The organism is Flavobacterium praedii, from assembly GCF_026810365.1.
GTDB lineage: Bacteria > Bacteroidota > Bacteroidia > Flavobacteriales > Flavobacteriaceae > Flavobacterium > Flavobacterium praedii.
The window spans coordinates 3018732-3034091 of record NZ_CP113948.1 but is presented as its reverse complement, the minus strand read 5'-3'; the positions used below and the strand labels follow the sequence as shown (position 1 = coordinate 3034091).

Genomic DNA, 15360 nt, shown 5'->3' with positions numbered 1-15360 from the left:
TGGTAATTGTGACGACTTCTGTCATAGCGATTTCATTTGTTTTTAATTGAGTGTAATGGTGTTTTCAATTTTTTCGTTGCCGTTAATCACGTTGATTATTGAGCTATTTAATTTTATGGCTTTTTTGCTTTTAGATGGAGTAGCGTTTTTGTTAGAAAATGATTTTATAGTCGAATCAAATTTGTAAACAGAGGTATATTTTGCAGTTTCAAAAACTGCTGCATCTGCTTTTTCCATTTTGTCATACAGCGCTTTTATAGGTACTTTTTGACTGCGAATAAATTTTTTATCGTTATACGAAAAATAGTCGGTTGTAATGCTAGGGTCTATTTTTTTACTTTTTTTAAGTTTTAAAAAAACAGCATTCAAATAAGTAATTTTTTGAAAATCCAAATCAACTACAAAAATATAATTCGTCAAGTCAATATTGGTTTTTACATTTGAAATTCCTGTGGTATTTTGAGCTAGTTCTTCTAGTTTGTTGGCTTCCTTTTTAATTTCTTCTTTGGAAGGAATGGTGTAGCCATTAATTTTTTGCATTTTTAAAACCGAATTGATTTTAGTTTTGCTTTGGCTAAAATTAATCACGAAATTAAAATGCCCTGATCCATCATCCTTCATTTTTACTTCTTCGATCACTTCAAAGCAACTTTGAAATAAAAAAGTGAAACACAATAAAGGCAAAAAATATATTTTTTTCATGATTACATGCATCACTTGGTTTATAGAACAAAATAATTTAAGATTCTAATAGTTTATGACATGGAAAACGTAATCTTTGTAAATATTTTCTCTACAAAGAAAAGAATAAATTTTATTTTACAAATGTTTTGAGACGTTTTTTAGTCCTATTTATTTGATTTTAATTTTTTTATTGGATTTTTAAAAGTGAGTTTTAACCATAAAAAACCAAAAGTTCCAGATAGAAAGGAAGCAATCAAAATGGCTATTTTAGAATAGGTTATAATTTCTTCACCATCGTTTTTAAAAGCTAATAAAGTGATAAAAATAGACATGGTAAATCCAATACCTCCGAGCATGCCTGCTCCCAAAATGTTTTTCCATTTTAAATCTTTAGGCAATGTACAAATGCCTAAGGTTACTGCCAGAAATGAAAAGAACCAGATGCCCAAAGGCTTTCCTATGACAAGTCCTAATATAATTCCTATTGAATTTTCATGGCTTAATCCCGCATGCCAGTTCGAATTTATAGCTATGCAAGTATTGGCAATAGCAAAAAGGGGAAGGATAAAAAAGGCAACCGGTTTATGAAGAAAATGTTGCAATTGATAAGAAGCTGTTTTTGAACTACCGTCACCAAATGGAATGACAAATGCTAATAAGACACCAGTAATAGTGGCGTGAACGCCTGAATTCAACATAAAATACCACATAAATGCACCTCCAATTAAGTAAGGTGCCAGGTGATGTACTTTTCGTCGGTTTAAGATAAAGAGGAACCCCATAATAGCAAATGCAATTAATAAATTATCAAATGCAATGGTTTGAGTATAAAATATGGCAATCACAAGTATGGCACCCAAGTCATCAATGACTGCAAGAGCTGTTAAGAATATTTTTAACGAGGCAGGAATTCTATTCCCTAATAATGACAAAACACCAATGGCAAAAGCAATATCTGTAGCCATAGGAATACCGGCACCGTTTTGAGTAAGAGTGCCATAATTGAATGCCAAAAAAATTCCAGCGGGAACAATCATGCCTCCCAATGCTCCAAAAATTGGAAGTATCGCATTTTTGATGTTGGACAATTCACCATCATAAATTTCTCGTTCTAATTCCAGTCCAATCAATAAAAAGAAGATTGTCATTAATCCATCATTAATCCAATGGGTTATAGAATGATGTCCAATTTCGGTATTCCAAAAGCCGATGTATTCGGTTTGAATAGAAGAATTCGCCAAAAGTAATGACAGTATTGTAACTAATAAAAGGATTATTCCTCCAGCTTTTTCACTTTGGAAAAAAGCATCAAATGTTTTGCTTAATTTCATTTTTTGCATTGGTTTTAATACGATTCGCTAATTTAATCATTGTAGGTTAATTATTTTAGTATATAACCAGAAACCATGTTTTTTTAACCCAGATATAGTAGATTTTAAATGCGATTCGGGGTTTATTTAATTTTTAGTATAAAATACAGCAAAAAATGAGCGATAACTTCTCAATAAGTTATCGCCCGTTTTATTTTCGTTGCCTTAGATAAAAGAAATAAATTAATAAGAAATAATTAATATAAATTATTTCCCGCCTTTTAAGTTGTCTTGCCACTCTTTTAGCTCTTTCCATTTACCTAGGTAGGCCATTTCGGCTTGTTTAGGCCATGTAGATGGTGAGTGTACCACAAATCGTTCACCACCAGAATCTAAAATACTTTGGCATTTATCAACACTAGTTTCAGACAGTAATTTCCATGTTTTGATGCCATTTTGCTGAAACAATTCCTCAATTTTAGGTCCAATTCCTTCAATGATTTTTAAATCATCTTCAATAATTTTTTTGCCAAAAATTGTAAAAGCCAAATTGGAGTCAAATGGTAAACTAGTTGTGGTAGCGGCGAAAGATTGAATTTTTGCGGTGGAATCGGCATGTAGCTTGTTGAGTTCCGCTTCAAGATTGTTAATTTTTGTTTTAAGTTTCTGAGTATTACTCTGGCAAGCGTTTAATTCTGCTTGTAATGTTGTGTTTTTGTCTTCATCATTATTTCCTGATGCTTTTCCTATCAAATAGCCTAAAATTCCACTTATTAGTCCAACAAGTGCGGGAATTAAATAACATGGTATATTCATAATTATATTGTTTTAGTTTATAAATTCTATTTATTTATTGTGATTACGGTACGTCTATTTTTGGCTTTTCCTTCAGCTGATTCATTGTCAGCAATTGGTTCCGTTTGCCCTTTAGAAGTGCTGATTATTTTAGTTTCGTCTATGCCTTTTTTAATTAGATATCGTTTGGCAAAATCGGCTCTTTCTTGACCTAAAAGCATATTGTTTTCAGGAGAACCAACATTATCCGTATGCCCTATAGCCGAAATTTTGCTGTCTGGAACTTTTTCTAAATACCTCTGAATAGTTGCGATTTTTGCAGCTTCTTCTTGATTTAATTGGATGTTTATTTGATTGGTTTTAAAATAAAGTACTAATGGATTAGCATTTATTGAGTCTCTAAGGCTATTCCATTTGTTATCATTAGAAGTAGCTTCTGTTGATATGAATTGATATTTGGCTGGGCCTAATAAAGTGTCGCCGCTCCTTTTCCATGAATCGATTATCTTTCCATCAGTAGTGAATTTTTCCTTAGGTATTCCCATAGTGACAAAATAGTTCTTTATATTTTCTGCTCTTGCAAATCCTAAATTTTCAAAACTAGTCGTGTTTTTTTCGAGTGAAGTAGCATAACCCGTAATTAGTAGTTTTTGATTTGGACTTTGATCCAGAAATTCTTTTAATTTAACAATTCCAATGTTGATCGAATCGCTTATTGGATTCAATAAATTACTGTCATCATTTAAGAATTTTAAATTTTGATTGGTTTTATAATCAAAACCATTTCCCTGTAGTTGAAACGAATTACCAGATGCTGTAACATCCATAATCTTTTCATCTGTTCCTTGTTTTTCCTCATTGGCACAACATTCATCTGGATACATCCAAGTTCCCAGAAGCATTGCCAATAATATACCCAATAGGTATAAAAATTTTTTTGACATAGGATTAAAATTTAGAAGTTTACTCAAATTTAAAAAATATTAAGATATATTTTGTAACTAATTGGAAATAAATTTATTAGTTCAATTTTTTTTGAGTAATTTTTAAAGCATTATAATTTTTTTATACCATAATTTTATAAACTATAATAGTTCATTTAGTCGGTGATACGAAGAATCTCCATTAATTATAGTAAGTTTTGTTACTAAAAACCGTATTTTTTTTGTTATTTTGATTACTAAAAAAACAAAATTTATGGACATAAAAATCCTTCATATAGACAGCAATCACCCTTTACTTTGGGATCAATTGGAACAAGCAGGTTTTATCAATCATGCCGATTTTACTTCTTCAAAACAAGAAATTGAAGCTAAAATTCAAGATTATCAAGGAATTGTTATTCGAAGCCGTTTTAAAATAGACAAACAGTTCCTAGACAAAGCTACAAATTTGCAATTCATTGCTCGTGTGGGCGCGGGGCTTGAAAGTATCGATTGTGATTATGCAATCTCTAAGAATATTGCACTCATTGCCGCACCCGAAGGGAATTGTAATGCCGTTGCCGAACATACTTTGGGAATGATTTTGTCACTCTTCAACAAATTAAACATAGCCGATAGCGAAATTCGTTCTGGTGAATGGAACAGAGAGAAAAATCGCGGATACGAACTCGATGGTAAAACCGTTGGGATTATTGGTTATGGTAACATGGGAAAAGCATTTGCTAAAAAACTTCGTGGTTTTGAGGTTGAAGTTTTGTGTTACGACATCAAAGAAAATGTAGGTGATGCCAATGCCAAACAGGTTTCATTACAAGAATTACAACAAAAAACCGATGTCTTGAGTTTGCATATTCCGTGGACACCCGAGACGGATAAAATGGTAAATTTGGATTTTATAAATGCTTTCGCAAAAAATATTTGGATAATCAATACCTCAAGGGGAAAGAATATTATTACTGCCGATTTGGTTACCGCTATGCAATCCGGAAAAGTTCTTGGTGCTGGCTTGGACGTTTTAGAATACGAAAAATTATCTTTTGAAACACTCTTTCAAGACAAAAATACCCCCGAAGCTTTTCAGTATTTATTGGATGGTCGAAAAGTGATTCTTACACCGCACATAGCAGGATGGACATATGAAAGTCATGAAAGATTGGCGCAAGTAATTGTAGATAAAATTAAAGCTTTGTATGGAAAAAGCTAGGCTTGTAAGATTTTTAATTGTTTAAAAAATAGGATTTTGTGTTATTTTTCATAATTTCGTCCGATAACAAACAAAAACTAAAAGAATAAATTATGGAAAATAAACCTGAAGAAACTTGGAATACACCCAAGAATCCAATCCCAACATTCAAAGTAGACCCAGTGGTGGTGTTAATTTTAAGTTTTTTAACTTGTGGTTTGTATTTAATTTACTGGAATTTAAAAGCATCCGAAGTATTAAATGCAGTAGGAGAAAAAGAAATTATTTCGAGCCCCATAGCTATTTTTGCAGGATGCTGCTATCCAATAAATGCCTATTTCTTTTATTTGGTGGGTAAAGACGGATTGCCAGCGACACAAAAAAGACTCGGATTGCCTGTCAAAGATGATTCTGTACTTTTATTAGTATTAGGATTATTATTTCCAATGGTCGCTGCAATGATTGTGCAAAGTGAGATCAATAAATTGTATTCATAACAATGAAACGAGACCGTAAAATACTCGGAATTATAGGGGCTGTGATAACCCTTGTAATTCCGTTTTTTTTAATGTTACACAATCAGAATAATCATCTTGAAACCGATCAGTCTTTGTGTCCTTTCAAAATGCTTACTGGTTTTCCTTGTCCTGGCTGTGGAATTACCAAATCATTGGTGTATCTCTATGAAGGGGATTTGTACAAAAGCATGTATTACCATGTTTTAGGACCATTTGTGGTTCTTTTTTGTTTGGTGACAATAGTTGTTCTAATTGCCGAATTAATTACTAAAAAAGAATACTTCAACGGAATTTTATACAATAAAAAACTAGCCTACTTTCTAGCCTGTTTTTTGATTTTTTATCAAATAGTTAGAATAACCTATTTTGTAGAAAACAATACCTACGATTCAATTCTAAAAGAATCCATTTGGAAATAAAAAAATCCCCAAAGGGATTTTTTTATAATTCTGCAATCTAAATTCTGCGTTCTGCAGTCTAAACTACTCTTCTTTATCATTCAACTTACGTTCTAATTCTGCTTGAAATTCCTCCATTACTGGTTTCATGGTGCTCTCTGGAATGTCCGAAATTCGAATGTACATCAGTCCGTCTATTGCATTGTTGAATAAAGGATCTACGTTAAATGCAACAAGTTTAGCGTTTTGTTTGATGTATTTTTTAATCAATACTGGAAGTCTCAAAATACCAGGTTCCAATTCATCAATCAATTTGTCGAATTTATTCAAATCAGCTTCCGCTTCATCAAAAATAAAATCTTTATCGGCGTCTTTTAATTTGACTTTAAACTCTTTTTTAGGGTGAATGTATTGTGCAATATAAGGGTCGTAATAGTGTGATTTCATAAATTCAATCATCAATGATTTTGAGAAATCCGAAAATTGATTACTAATACTCACTCCACCCAATAAATATTTATGTTCTGGATAGTGTAAAGTCGTGTGTATAATTCCTCTCCACAACAAGAACAATGGCATTGGTTTTTGCTGATATTCCTTGATGATAAAGGCTCTACCCATATCAATAGACTTACTCATCATGTCATGTAATTCGGGTTCAAAACGGAAAAGCCCGTTCAGGTAAAATCCTTCAATTCCATATTTCGGAAAAATTTGCGATCCTAATCCCATGCGGTAGGCGCCAGCAATTTGTTTGGTATCATCATCCCACAAAAAGAGGTGACGGTAATATTGATCGTATTTGTCTATGTCAATGGATTCGTTGGTTCCTTCACCGACTTCTCTAAAAGTAATTTCACGCAAACGACCTATTTCATGTAAAATATTAGGTATTTGCTTGGCCTCTGCAAAAAATACTTCGTAGTTTTTACTTTGTAACAAACGTAAATCCTTTGTTCTTAAAGTTTCTACTTCCGCAATCATTTTTTCAGTACTTGCAGGAGTAACAATCTTTTTTGGACTTTTTGTAGGTTTTAAACTCGCAGCATTCAAAAAATTATTTTCTTTTTCGAATGGATTGGCTAACATATAGGTTTTCTTTCTCAAGAATTCCGTGTATTCTTCAATCGATTCATGTTCATTTTGTTCGGCGACCGAAATCGGTTTCCCAACTCGTACCTTAATAATACGATCTTTCTGAGTCAATAATTCCGAAGGTAGCTTAGCTGTTCTAAGTGTGTCGTTTATTTTGGATAAAAAATAAAACAAACGACTGTTTTTGGCATGAAAATAAATAGGAACCACCGGTACTTGAGCTTTTCGGATCACTTTAATCGCACCTTCTTCCCAAGCTTTGTCAACCACGAGTTTACCATCTTTATAGGTAGAAACCTCTCCCGCAGGGAACATTCCCAATGGCTTTCCGTCTCTAAGGTGACGCAGCGTTTCCTTAATTCCTACCACACTAGACTTGGCGTCTTTATGGTTTTCAAAAGGATTCACAGGCATAATATACGGTTTCATCGGATCAATGCGATGCAATAAAAAATTAGCTATAATTTTGAAGTTGGGTTCTCTTTCGAGCATCAATTTTAATAACAAAATCCCATCAATTCCTCCAAGTGGGTGATTTGAAATGGTAATGTAGGCACCATCTTTTGGTAATCGTTTAAAATCTTCTTCAGGAATCTCAAACTTAATTTGAAATTCATCCAATATGGCATTCAAGAACGGCAACTCTTTCAAATGCTTGTTCCTGTCGTATATTTGATTTAATGTCGAAATCTTCAATACTTTCATCAATAACCAACCTGTGAAAGTGCCAAAAACACCGTACTTATCCGTATTAATTGCCTTTGCAACTTCTTTTGCGGTAACTAAACCCATTTATATTTTTCTTTTTTGAGCTAATTACAAAGATAGCAAAATACTCCATTTTTTATGTTTTATTTTGAATCAATCTTTCTATTTTTTGTTACTTTTGGATTCGACAAAAAATAATTTTTAATATTTTTAAAAAAAGTGGAGCGTCCAAACGAGCCTGAATTATATTTTTTTGAAAACAATAGATAACTAAAAAATGAAAATTATCTCCTATAATGTAAACGGAATTCGAGCAGCCATAAACAAAGGTTTTATCGAGTGGTTGCAACAAGCCAATCCCGATGTAATCTGTTTGCAAGAAATCAAAGCCACCGAAGAACAAATTCCTGTTGCAGATATAACCGCAGCCGGTTATCCGTATCAATATTATTATCCCGCTACCAAAAAAGGGTATAGTGGTGTTGCTATTCTTTCCAAAACAAAACCCAATAACGTAGTGTATGGAACTGGAATTCAGCACATGGATTTTGAAGGACGCAACCTTCGTGCCGATTTTGACGACTGCTCCGTGATGAGTTTGTATTTGCCATCGGGAACCAATATGGACCGTTTAAGTCACAAGTTTATGTTTATGGACGACTTTCAAGACTATATTGATCAGCTCAAAAAAGACATTCCCAATCTAATCATTTGCGGTGATTACAACATTTGCCATGAAGCCATCGACATACACGACCCTATTCGAAACAAAAACACATCCGGCTTTTTACCCGAAGAAAGAGCATGGCTGGATAAATTCATGAAATCTGGGTTTGTGGATAGTTTTCGCCATTTCAACAGTGAGCCACACCAATATTCGTGGTGGAGTTACCGCGCAGGAGCTCGCGGGAATAACAAAGGTTGGCGTATCGATTACAATTTAGTGAGCGACTCCTTAAAACATAAACTCAAAAGAGCCGTTATACTGCCAGACGCCATGCATTCGGATCATTGCCCAGTTTTGGTCGAAATCGAATAGAACAATTTCAATAGAAATGATGAAAGTTTTAAGGAGCTAATCCCGCTATCCGTTGCAATCTTTTTATTTTTTAAAGAAAAAAATAAAAAGGATTTTCACTGCTATCGGGGCTAAGGCATTACATTTTACAAGAACTTTTGACCTCAAATACTACATATAAATATTAAATTCAATCCAAATGATTAAAAAAATTTCCATCGGACTTTTAATTCTCGCACTGTCCACATCTTGTGTTTCCAAGAAAATATACAATGAACTTGAAACTAAATTTGCCGATTTAAAGAAAGAAAACAGAGCCATTTCTGATGAAAATGCAACACTTTTGGCTTCCAAAAAACAATTGGAAACAGAGAAAGCGGCTTTGCAAACCAACCTAGACGATGTCAATGCCAATCTGGCCAAAGTACAAGCCGATTATGCTGCTGCCAAAGACAAAATGAAAGTTTTGCAAGATTCCTACGCTGCTTTAGAAAAAAACAGCAATGAATCACTGGAAGCCAATATGAAAAAGAACCGTGAATTATTGGCGCAATTGGATGCAAAAGCCAAAGCATTGGCACTAGAACAAGAAAAGTTAAATGCCAGTAGCCAACGTTTAAAAGAGTTGGAAGATCTTATCGCTGCCAAAGAGGCCAGTATGAAAAAACTAAAAGAAACACTTTCTAAAGCGCTAAACGGTTTTGAAGGCAAAGGCTTAACCGTAGAACAAAAAAACGGGAAAGTATACGTTTCTATGGAAAACAAATTGCTTTTCAATTCTGGTAGTTGGGCTGTAGGTTCCGAAGGTAAAAAAGCAGTTGTTGAAGTTGGGAAAGTGTTGGGCGATAATCCTGATATCTCAGTATTGATAGAAGGTCACACTGATAATGATCCGTACGAAGGTTCTGGACCAATAGCCGATAACTGGGATCTTTCAACCAAAAGAGCTACGGCGATTGTTACTATTTTGGGAGAAAACAAAAAAGTAAACAAACAAAATCTTACCGCTGCGGGAAGAAGCGAATATTCACCTTTAGCAAGCAATGCTTCTGCCGATGGGAAAGCCAAAAATCGTAGAATCGAAATTATTCTGACTCCAAGATTAGATGAAATTTCAAAAATGCTGAATGATTTTTAATAGAAAGATTCTAAGTTGCTTAGAGTCTAAGATTCTAAGTTTAAAAAAGGTTCACGTGCAAACGTTGAACCTTTTTTTGTAACTTTGGGTTTGTAAATTAAGAATTATGTCTACAATTGAATTAAAAAACAAGATCATTGAGCAAATGAAACACTCCAATGATTTTATATTGAAGCAAATTTCAGATTTATTAGACAAATACGATCGTGAGATTATAGCATCGGATGCCTCGGGACTTCCCTTGACTATTTCGGAATATAATGACAGAGTTGAAGAGGGTTTGGCAGATTTGAAATATGGCAGAATAACGCCTCATGAAGAATTACTGAAAGAGATTGAAGTATGGAAAAATGAGCTTTAGGATTACCTGGACAGCAAGTGCAAAGCGTGATTTGCGTACAATTTTTGGGATTGTTTCTTATGTTAAATTTACTGAAATTGTAAAAGCTCCTTTAGATATTGTGTTTTCAGAACAATTTCAATTTGATGAATATCGTATAGATTGCAGAAGAATAATTGTTGGGAATTACAAATTGTTGTATCAATTAAACGATAACGTGATTACTGTAGTTAGGGTTTTCAATACGCTTCAAGATCCAATTAAGAGTTTGAAATAAAAAATAGTTACTTACAGATTAGTAAAAGGTTCACGTGCAAACGTTGAACCTTTTATGTTAATATTAGGAAATGTCAAACCAAAAAAGAAGAACTAATTTTTATCTTTGCTGTCAAAAAGACTTAGCAATTTAGTTTATCCGAATCTTAGGCACTCAAAAAAAATGAAATACACTACTTTACCGAATACCGATATAAAAGTTAGCAAAATATGTCTTGGTACCATGACTTTTGGTCAACAAAACACAGAATCTGAAGGACACGCGCAGATGGATTATGCACTCGAAAAAGGCGTTAACTTTTTTGACACTGCCGAAATGTATTCGATTCCAGGAAAGCAAGAAACCTACGGAAGCACCGAAAGAATTATTGGCTCTTGGTTCAAGAAAACCGGAAAAAGAGACGAAGTGGTTCTAGCATCAAAGATTGCGGGTCCAAGTCCAATTTTCGGTTATATGCGCGAAAAATTAGATTTTTCACCAGCTAGTATTCAGTATGCATTAGACAATAGTTTACAACGTCTTCAAACCGATTATTTGGATCTTTATCAATTGCATTGGCCAGAACGAAAAACCAATTTTTTTGGACAAAGGGGTTTCAAAGTTCAAGACGATGCTTGGGAAGACAATATTCATGCTGTTTTGGAAGCCTTGGATGGTTTTGTAAAAGCAGGTAAAATCAAGCATATTGGAGTTTCCAATGAAAATCCTTGGGGAATGATGCGTTTTCTGGAAGAAAGTAAATACCATAATTTACCAAGAATCAAAACGATTCAAAATCCGTATTCTTTGCTAAATCGCCTTTTCGAAAATGCTTCCGCCGAAGTTTGTCTTCGAGAAAATGTGGGATTATTGGCGTATTCACCTATGGCTTTTGGTGTTTTATCAGGTAAGTTTTTAACAGGCGAAAGTCATCCCAATGCACGATTGAGTTTGTTCCCCCAATATTCCAGATACAGTAGTGCTAAATGCACCGAGGCTACCCAATTATATCAAGAATTAGCTCATAAACACGGATTGACTTTGACGCAATTGGCTTTGGCATTTGTAGAGCAACAACCTTTTTTGACCAGTACGATTATTGGCGCTACAACAATGGAACAACTCAAAGAAAATATCGACACCATTAATGTCACACTGACCGAAGATATTCTGAAAGAGATTGATGCTATCCAAGCTGTTATTCCAGATCCAGCACCTTAATAATGGAATAACCCTTTCAGAGTTTAAAACTTTGAAAGGGTTATTTTATGAAAAAAAACATTTTTTGAGGATCTGTAAATTTCGCTAAATTCTATTTTAAACAGCATTCTATTTTGAACCATATAAGTCAAATAAGACAAATAAAACTAGCTTTTCAAATAGTGGTTTAAGTAAAAATAAGTGAAAAAAGTTTTGTATTTACTTAAATGGACTTAGTTTTTACTTAGCATTATTCAGCCTAAAAACTTACATGACTTATATGGTTTGAAAATTTATTTTAACAGATGCTGTTATTTATAGAATTAAGCTGTAAATTTTAAAAATCAAACTCTTCCTTCACCGCCATCGAATCAATTACCGTTGTATCTTGAACTTTGATGTTCAATAACGAATGCGCTCGACCCGTCAATAGGATAGATTTAGACAAACCAATAGTGTCTTCAGGTACTAACAAACCTCGGCGAAACATTAAATTTCTCAAGAAAGTCTGTTGTTTGGTTGCATAGGCTTTTTGCAACCCTTCTTGGTCAAATTGCCACATGAATTTTTTTGGTTTTGGGATAATCGTTGCCAAGTACAAACATTCGTTTACATTCAAATCGGCTGGTTTTTTCTGGAAGTAGAATTCGGCTGCTTCGCCAATTCCATATACGTTTGGTCCCCATTCGATAATATTAAAATAAACCTCCAGCATACGTTGCTTGCTCGTGATGTGATTGTTTTCGATGATGTACACCAACAGAATTTCTTCCAGTTTTCTTGACAAGGTTTTTTCGCGGGTAAGAAATACGTTTTTAACCAATTGCATGCTTATGGTACTCGCCCCACGAGAGAATTTTTTGGTGCGAATGTTTTTCAGAATCGACTGTTTGAAGGCTTCGTTTATAAAGCCGTGGTGTGACATAAAAGAAGGATCTTCAGATGTTAAAACGCATTTTTGCAAGTAAGGGGAAATTTGGTCCAAAGTCGTGTAATACGGATTGCTGGCGCCTACAAAAACAGGGCGTTGTGGTACGCCTTTGTCAATGGCTCGATATGTAAATTCGCCATTTAATTTGCCCAGGTCAATATTTCCGTATTTGTTTATTTTTAAATTTTGTTTGGTTATGTTACTCTTAAAAACAATGGTATTGGGTCTGTTTTTGTTGAACATAAAATCCAATTTATAATCAAAATCTCCAGTGGCTTCCATACCTTGGAAATGGGTAAATAAACCATCAGGGAGAGAAGTAATAAAGTCTTGCGCTTTCATTTTTGGAATAGCCACTTTGAGTTTATAAACCGTATCTTCTTCGGTATTGTAGGAAAGGTAAGGATGAAGTTTAATTTTGTTGAATTGAACGGTCGAACTGCTGTCAATAGAGATGAAATCCGAACCCAATAAGAAACGATAATCAAATCTCGCATTTTTGATGACAACATCTTTGTTAGCAATTCTTTTATGGTTCATTTTCAAATTTGTAATCGAAGTATAACCGTCAAAGTGCAATTCGCCGCCACTCATGTCAATATTTTGAACATTGAATCGGATGGAATCAAAACTTGCTTTTAGGTTGTAACGCTCATCAAAATAAGGAACTTTAATCGCGCCAGTGTCAATATTAAAAAAACGTAGATCCCCTTTTTTGTTTCTAGGATCTGCCATTCCGTTGATTTTCCATCTTTGTGCAAAAGTATTGGTTTGAACATCGATAGCCGATTCCAATTTGGTTTCAAATAAGGATAGTTTTTTGATGTTTACTGTTGCTTTTTTGCCATTATCATCGAGTTTGAATACTAGATTTTCAATATTCATGTCTGTTGGAACCAAATTAAGGACTTTGGATATAATGCGATAGGCAAATTCGGCATAATCTCTTTTTTTAGTGGATCTCGGTTCGTTTTTGTCCTTTTTTAAGAAAACGCCAAAGTTTTTTATTTTGCCTTTTTTGGTCAATTGTACATAACCATTTTTTATTTCCAAGGTACCGAGCTGCACATCGCCGATTAGCAATCGCCATAAATTAACGCTGGTTTTTATTTTTTGAATTTTAAAAATGGTATCCAGATTTTTCGGAGCCAAAGTAATTTCGTCCAATTCTATTCCCGAAACACCATCAAAAGAAGCTTTTTTTATGGCAAATTCGCTGTTGTATTCCAGTTTCATTGTGGTTGAAACTTTATCGATGGCTTGGTTTAAAAGTTCATTTCTAAATGCTAGAAAACCAATTAGGAGTACAACAATAACGATTCCAAGTATTTTGGAAGCCAATAGTAACTTTTGTTTGTTAGTTCTCATATTTGAAATGGAAAAAGTTTTTTTTAACACAGATTTCACAAATTTACACAAATTAATCTGTGCGAATTTGTGAAATCTGTGTTAAACTTATTGATGTGTTTGTCTTGTTTTTTACTCAAACAATTGGCTGGCCACGTCTTCGATTTTAGCCACCAATTGAATTTTTATACCCGTATTTTTTAAGGCAATTTTATTGTATTTGGATACAAAAATAGTCGAAAATCCTAATTTTTCTGCTTCTTGAATGCGTTGATCCACTCGGTTCACAGGGCGAATTTCTCCCGAGAGTCCCACTTCGCCTGCAAAACAAAAGTCTTTATTGACAGGAATATCTTCATTAGACGATAAAATGGCGGCAACTACAGCCAAATCAATGGCAGGATCATCAACTGATATTCCTCCAGTTACGTTCAGAAAAACGTCTTTGGCTCCCAATCGGAAACCTGCTCTTTTTTCTAATACGGCCAAAATCATATTCAGTCTTTTGGCGTTGTAACCTGTAGTACTTCTCTGTGGAGTTCCATAAACGGCGGTGCTTACCAAAGATTGAATTTCAATCATCAAAGGGCGCATGCCTTCTAGGGTTGTGGCAATGGCAGTTCCTGATAATTCTTCGTCTTTGTGTGAAATTAGTATTTCGGAAGGATTCGAAACTTCTCGTAAACCGCTACCCAACATTTCGTAGATTCCGATTTCGGCAGTAGAGCCGAAACGGTTTTTTAGCGAGCGTAAAATGCGATAGACATGATTACGATCACCTTCAAATTGAAGCACTGTATCGACCATGTGTTCCAAAATTTTTGGTCCGGCAATCGTTCCGTCTTTGGTAATGTGACCGATTAAAATTACGGGGATATTGGTTTCTTTGGCAAATTTTATTAATTCAGCTGTGGTTTCCCGTATTTGAGAAATACTTCCCGCAGTTGATTCAATGTAATCGGTATGTAAGGTTTGAATAGAATCAATAATTACAATTTCGGGCTGAATGGCTTCAATTTGTTTGAAAATATTCTGCGTTTTGGTTTCGGTAAGAATATAGCAATTGTCTCCGTTTGGAGTGATACGCTCCGCGCGCATTTTGATTTGCTTTTGGCTTTCTTCACCCGAAACGTATAAAGTTTTGTAGGGTAATTTTAAAGAAATTTGTAACAAAAGAGTGCTTTTTCCAATACCTGGTTCGCCACCCAAAAGAATTAAGGAGCCAGGCACAATTCCGCCACCCAAGACTCTGTTTAGTTCATTGTCGGTAGTGTCTAGCCGAATTTCTTCGGCGCTGTCAATTTCGTTAATTCGTAAAGGTTTTGGCGCTTTACTGGTAGATGAAGATTCGCTTTTCCAAGCTACTTTTTCTTGTTTTTGAATAATTTCTTCGGCGATAGTATTCCATTCTTTGCAAGAATTGCACTGTCCTTGCCATTTAGCATATTGTGCGCCACAATTCTGGCAAAAAAAGGTTGTTTTTACTTTGGCCATT

15 protein-coding genes are annotated in these 15360 nt (G+C 34.4%); 8 read left to right on the top strand and 7 right to left on the bottom strand.

What is annotated here, in order from left to right:
* Positions 1-42 precede the first annotated feature (42 nt).
* The 4 genes from OYT91_RS12910 to OYT91_RS12895 form a co-directional block, all read right to left on the bottom strand.
* Positions 43-702: a hypothetical protein gene (locus OYT91_RS12910; RefSeq protein WP_281238290.1), complete on the bottom strand. Its 660-nt coding sequence runs from the start codon at positions 700-702 to the stop codon at positions 43-45.
* A 146-nt stretch (positions 703-848) separates the two neighbouring features.
* Positions 849-2015, bottom strand: a complete 1167-nt coding sequence (gene nhaA, locus OYT91_RS12905; protein WP_281238289.1) for a Na+/H+ antiporter NhaA — start codon at positions 2013-2015, stop codon at positions 849-851.
* A gap of 246 nt (positions 2016-2261) precedes the next feature.
* Positions 2262-2810, bottom strand: coding sequence for a hypothetical protein (locus tag OYT91_RS12900; protein ID WP_281238288.1), 549 nt, complete (start codon positions 2808-2810; stop codon positions 2262-2264).
* Between the two features lie 26 nt (positions 2811-2836).
* Positions 2837-3733 carry an OmpA family protein gene (locus tag OYT91_RS12895; RefSeq protein ID WP_281238287.1) on the bottom strand — a complete coding sequence of 299 codons (897 nt, stop codon included), beginning with the start codon at positions 3731-3733 and terminating at the stop codon, positions 2837-2839.
* A gap of 253 nt (positions 3734-3986) precedes the next feature.
* On the opposite strand from OYT91_RS12895, the gene OYT91_RS12890 reads away from it, so the two are divergent.
* From OYT91_RS12890 to OYT91_RS12880, 3 genes are all read left to right on the top strand, one after another.
* Positions 3987-4937: a 2-hydroxyacid dehydrogenase gene (locus tag OYT91_RS12890; RefSeq protein WP_269224481.1), complete on the top strand. Its 951-nt coding sequence runs from the start codon at positions 3987-3989 to the stop codon at positions 4935-4937.
* Between the two features lie 92 nt (positions 4938-5029).
* Positions 5030-5413 (top strand): DUF4234 domain-containing protein, encoded by a 384-nt coding sequence (locus tag OYT91_RS12885; RefSeq protein WP_269224482.1) that lies wholly within the window; start codon positions 5030-5032, stop codon positions 5411-5413.
* Positions 5414-5415: 2 nt separating this feature from the next.
* A complete protein-coding gene (locus OYT91_RS12880) occupies positions 5416-5853 on the top strand; it encodes a DUF2752 domain-containing protein (RefSeq protein ID WP_281238286.1) in 438 nt (145 codons plus the stop codon).
* A 63-nt stretch (positions 5854-5916) separates the two neighbouring features.
* On the opposite strand, the gene OYT91_RS12875 is transcribed toward OYT91_RS12880, so the two are convergent.
* A complete protein-coding gene (locus tag OYT91_RS12875) occupies positions 5917-7719 on the bottom strand; it encodes a lysophospholipid acyltransferase family protein (RefSeq protein WP_269224484.1) in 1803 nt (600 codons plus the stop codon).
* 193 nt (positions 7720-7912) lie between these two features.
* Between OYT91_RS12875 and OYT91_RS12870 the strand changes: the two genes are divergently transcribed.
* The 5 genes from OYT91_RS12870 to OYT91_RS12850 all read left to right on the top strand — a co-directional run bounded on the left by OYT91_RS12870 (position 7913) and on the right by OYT91_RS12850 (position 11608).
* Complete coding sequence (locus OYT91_RS12870; RefSeq protein WP_281238285.1) at positions 7913-8674, top strand: exodeoxyribonuclease III; 762 nt, start codon at positions 7913-7915, stop codon at positions 8672-8674.
* 178 nt (positions 8675-8852) lie between these two features.
* On the top strand, positions 8853-9791 hold the full coding sequence (locus OYT91_RS12865) for an OmpA/MotB family protein (RefSeq protein WP_281238284.1): 939 nt from the start codon (positions 8853-8855) through the stop codon (positions 9789-9791).
* A 106-nt stretch (positions 9792-9897) separates the two neighbouring features.
* Complete coding sequence (locus OYT91_RS12860) at positions 9898-10152, top strand: hypothetical protein (protein ID WP_281238283.1); 255 nt, start codon at positions 9898-9900, stop codon at positions 10150-10152.
* Positions 10142-10408, top strand: coding sequence for a type II toxin-antitoxin system RelE/ParE family toxin (locus tag OYT91_RS12855; RefSeq protein ID WP_281238282.1), 267 nt, complete (start codon positions 10142-10144; stop codon positions 10406-10408). Before OYT91_RS12860 ends, OYT91_RS12855 begins: the two co-directional genes overlap by 11 nt.
* A 162-nt stretch (positions 10409-10570) precedes the next feature.
* Complete coding sequence (locus tag OYT91_RS12850; protein WP_281238281.1) at positions 10571-11608, top strand: NADP(H)-dependent aldo-keto reductase; 1038 nt, start codon at positions 10571-10573, stop codon at positions 11606-11608.
* 316 nt (positions 11609-11924) lie between these two features.
* Here the strand turns inward: OYT91_RS12850 and OYT91_RS12845 are convergent, their stop codons facing one another.
* Together OYT91_RS12845 and radA are read right to left on the bottom strand one after the other, a co-directional pair.
* Positions 11925-13886 carry a transglycosylase domain-containing protein gene (locus tag OYT91_RS12845; RefSeq protein WP_281238280.1) on the bottom strand — a complete coding sequence of 654 codons (1962 nt, stop codon included), beginning with the start codon at positions 13884-13886 and terminating at the stop codon, positions 11925-11927.
* Between the two features lie 111 nt (positions 13887-13997).
* Entirely contained in the window at positions 13998-15359 is a 1362-nt protein-coding gene (gene radA, locus OYT91_RS12840) for a DNA repair protein RadA (RefSeq protein WP_281238279.1), read from the bottom strand.
* Position 15360: the final 1 nt, after the last annotated feature.

Bases quoted from the DNA above. Each gene is read 5' to 3' on its own strand.
- OYT91_RS12860 (WP_281238283.1), top strand. From the start codon at position 9,898: ATGTCTACAATTGAATTAAAAAACAAGATCATTGAGCAAATGAAACAC.
- OYT91_RS12910 (WP_281238290.1), bottom strand. From the start codon at position 702: ATGAAAAAAATATATTTTTTGCCTTTATTGTGTTTCACTTTTTTATTT.
- OYT91_RS12850 (WP_281238281.1), top strand. From the start codon at position 10,571: ATGAAATACACTACTTTACCGAATACCGATATAAAAGTTAGCAAAATA.
- OYT91_RS12845 (WP_281238280.1), bottom strand. From the start codon at position 13,886: ATGAGAACTAACAAACAAAAGTTACTATTGGCTTCCAAAATACTTGGA.
- OYT91_RS12895 (WP_281238287.1), bottom strand. From the start codon at position 3,733: ATGTCAAAAAAATTTTTATACCTATTGGGTATATTATTGGCAATGCTT.
- OYT91_RS12865 (WP_281238284.1), top strand. From the start codon at position 8,853: ATGATTAAAAAAATTTCCATCGGACTTTTAATTCTCGCACTGTCCACA.
- OYT91_RS12890 (WP_269224481.1), top strand. From the start codon at position 3,987: ATGGACATAAAAATCCTTCATATAGACAGCAATCACCCTTTACTTTGG.
- OYT91_RS12870 (WP_281238285.1), top strand. From the start codon at position 7,913: ATGAAAATTATCTCCTATAATGTAAACGGAATTCGAGCAGCCATAAAC.
- OYT91_RS12880 (WP_281238286.1), top strand. From the start codon at position 5,416: ATGAAACGAGACCGTAAAATACTCGGAATTATAGGGGCTGTGATAACC.
- OYT91_RS12855 (WP_281238282.1), top strand. From the start codon at position 10,142: ATGAGCTTTAGGATTACCTGGACAGCAAGTGCAAAGCGTGATTTGCGT.
- OYT91_RS12885 (WP_269224482.1), top strand. From the start codon at position 5,030: ATGGAAAATAAACCTGAAGAAACTTGGAATACACCCAAGAATCCAATC.
- OYT91_RS12875 (WP_269224484.1), bottom strand. From the start codon at position 7,719: ATGGGTTTAGTTACCGCAAAAGAAGTTGCAAAGGCAATTAATACGGAT.
- nhaA (WP_281238289.1), bottom strand. From the start codon at position 2,015: ATGAAATTAAGCAAAACATTTGATGCTTTTTTCCAAAGTGAAAAAGCT.
- OYT91_RS12900 (WP_281238288.1), bottom strand. From the start codon at position 2,810: ATGAATATACCATGTTATTTAATTCCCGCACTTGTTGGACTAATAAGT.
- radA (WP_281238279.1), bottom strand. From the start codon at position 15,359: ATGGCCAAAGTAAAAACAACCTTTTTTTGCCAGAATTGTGGCGCACAA.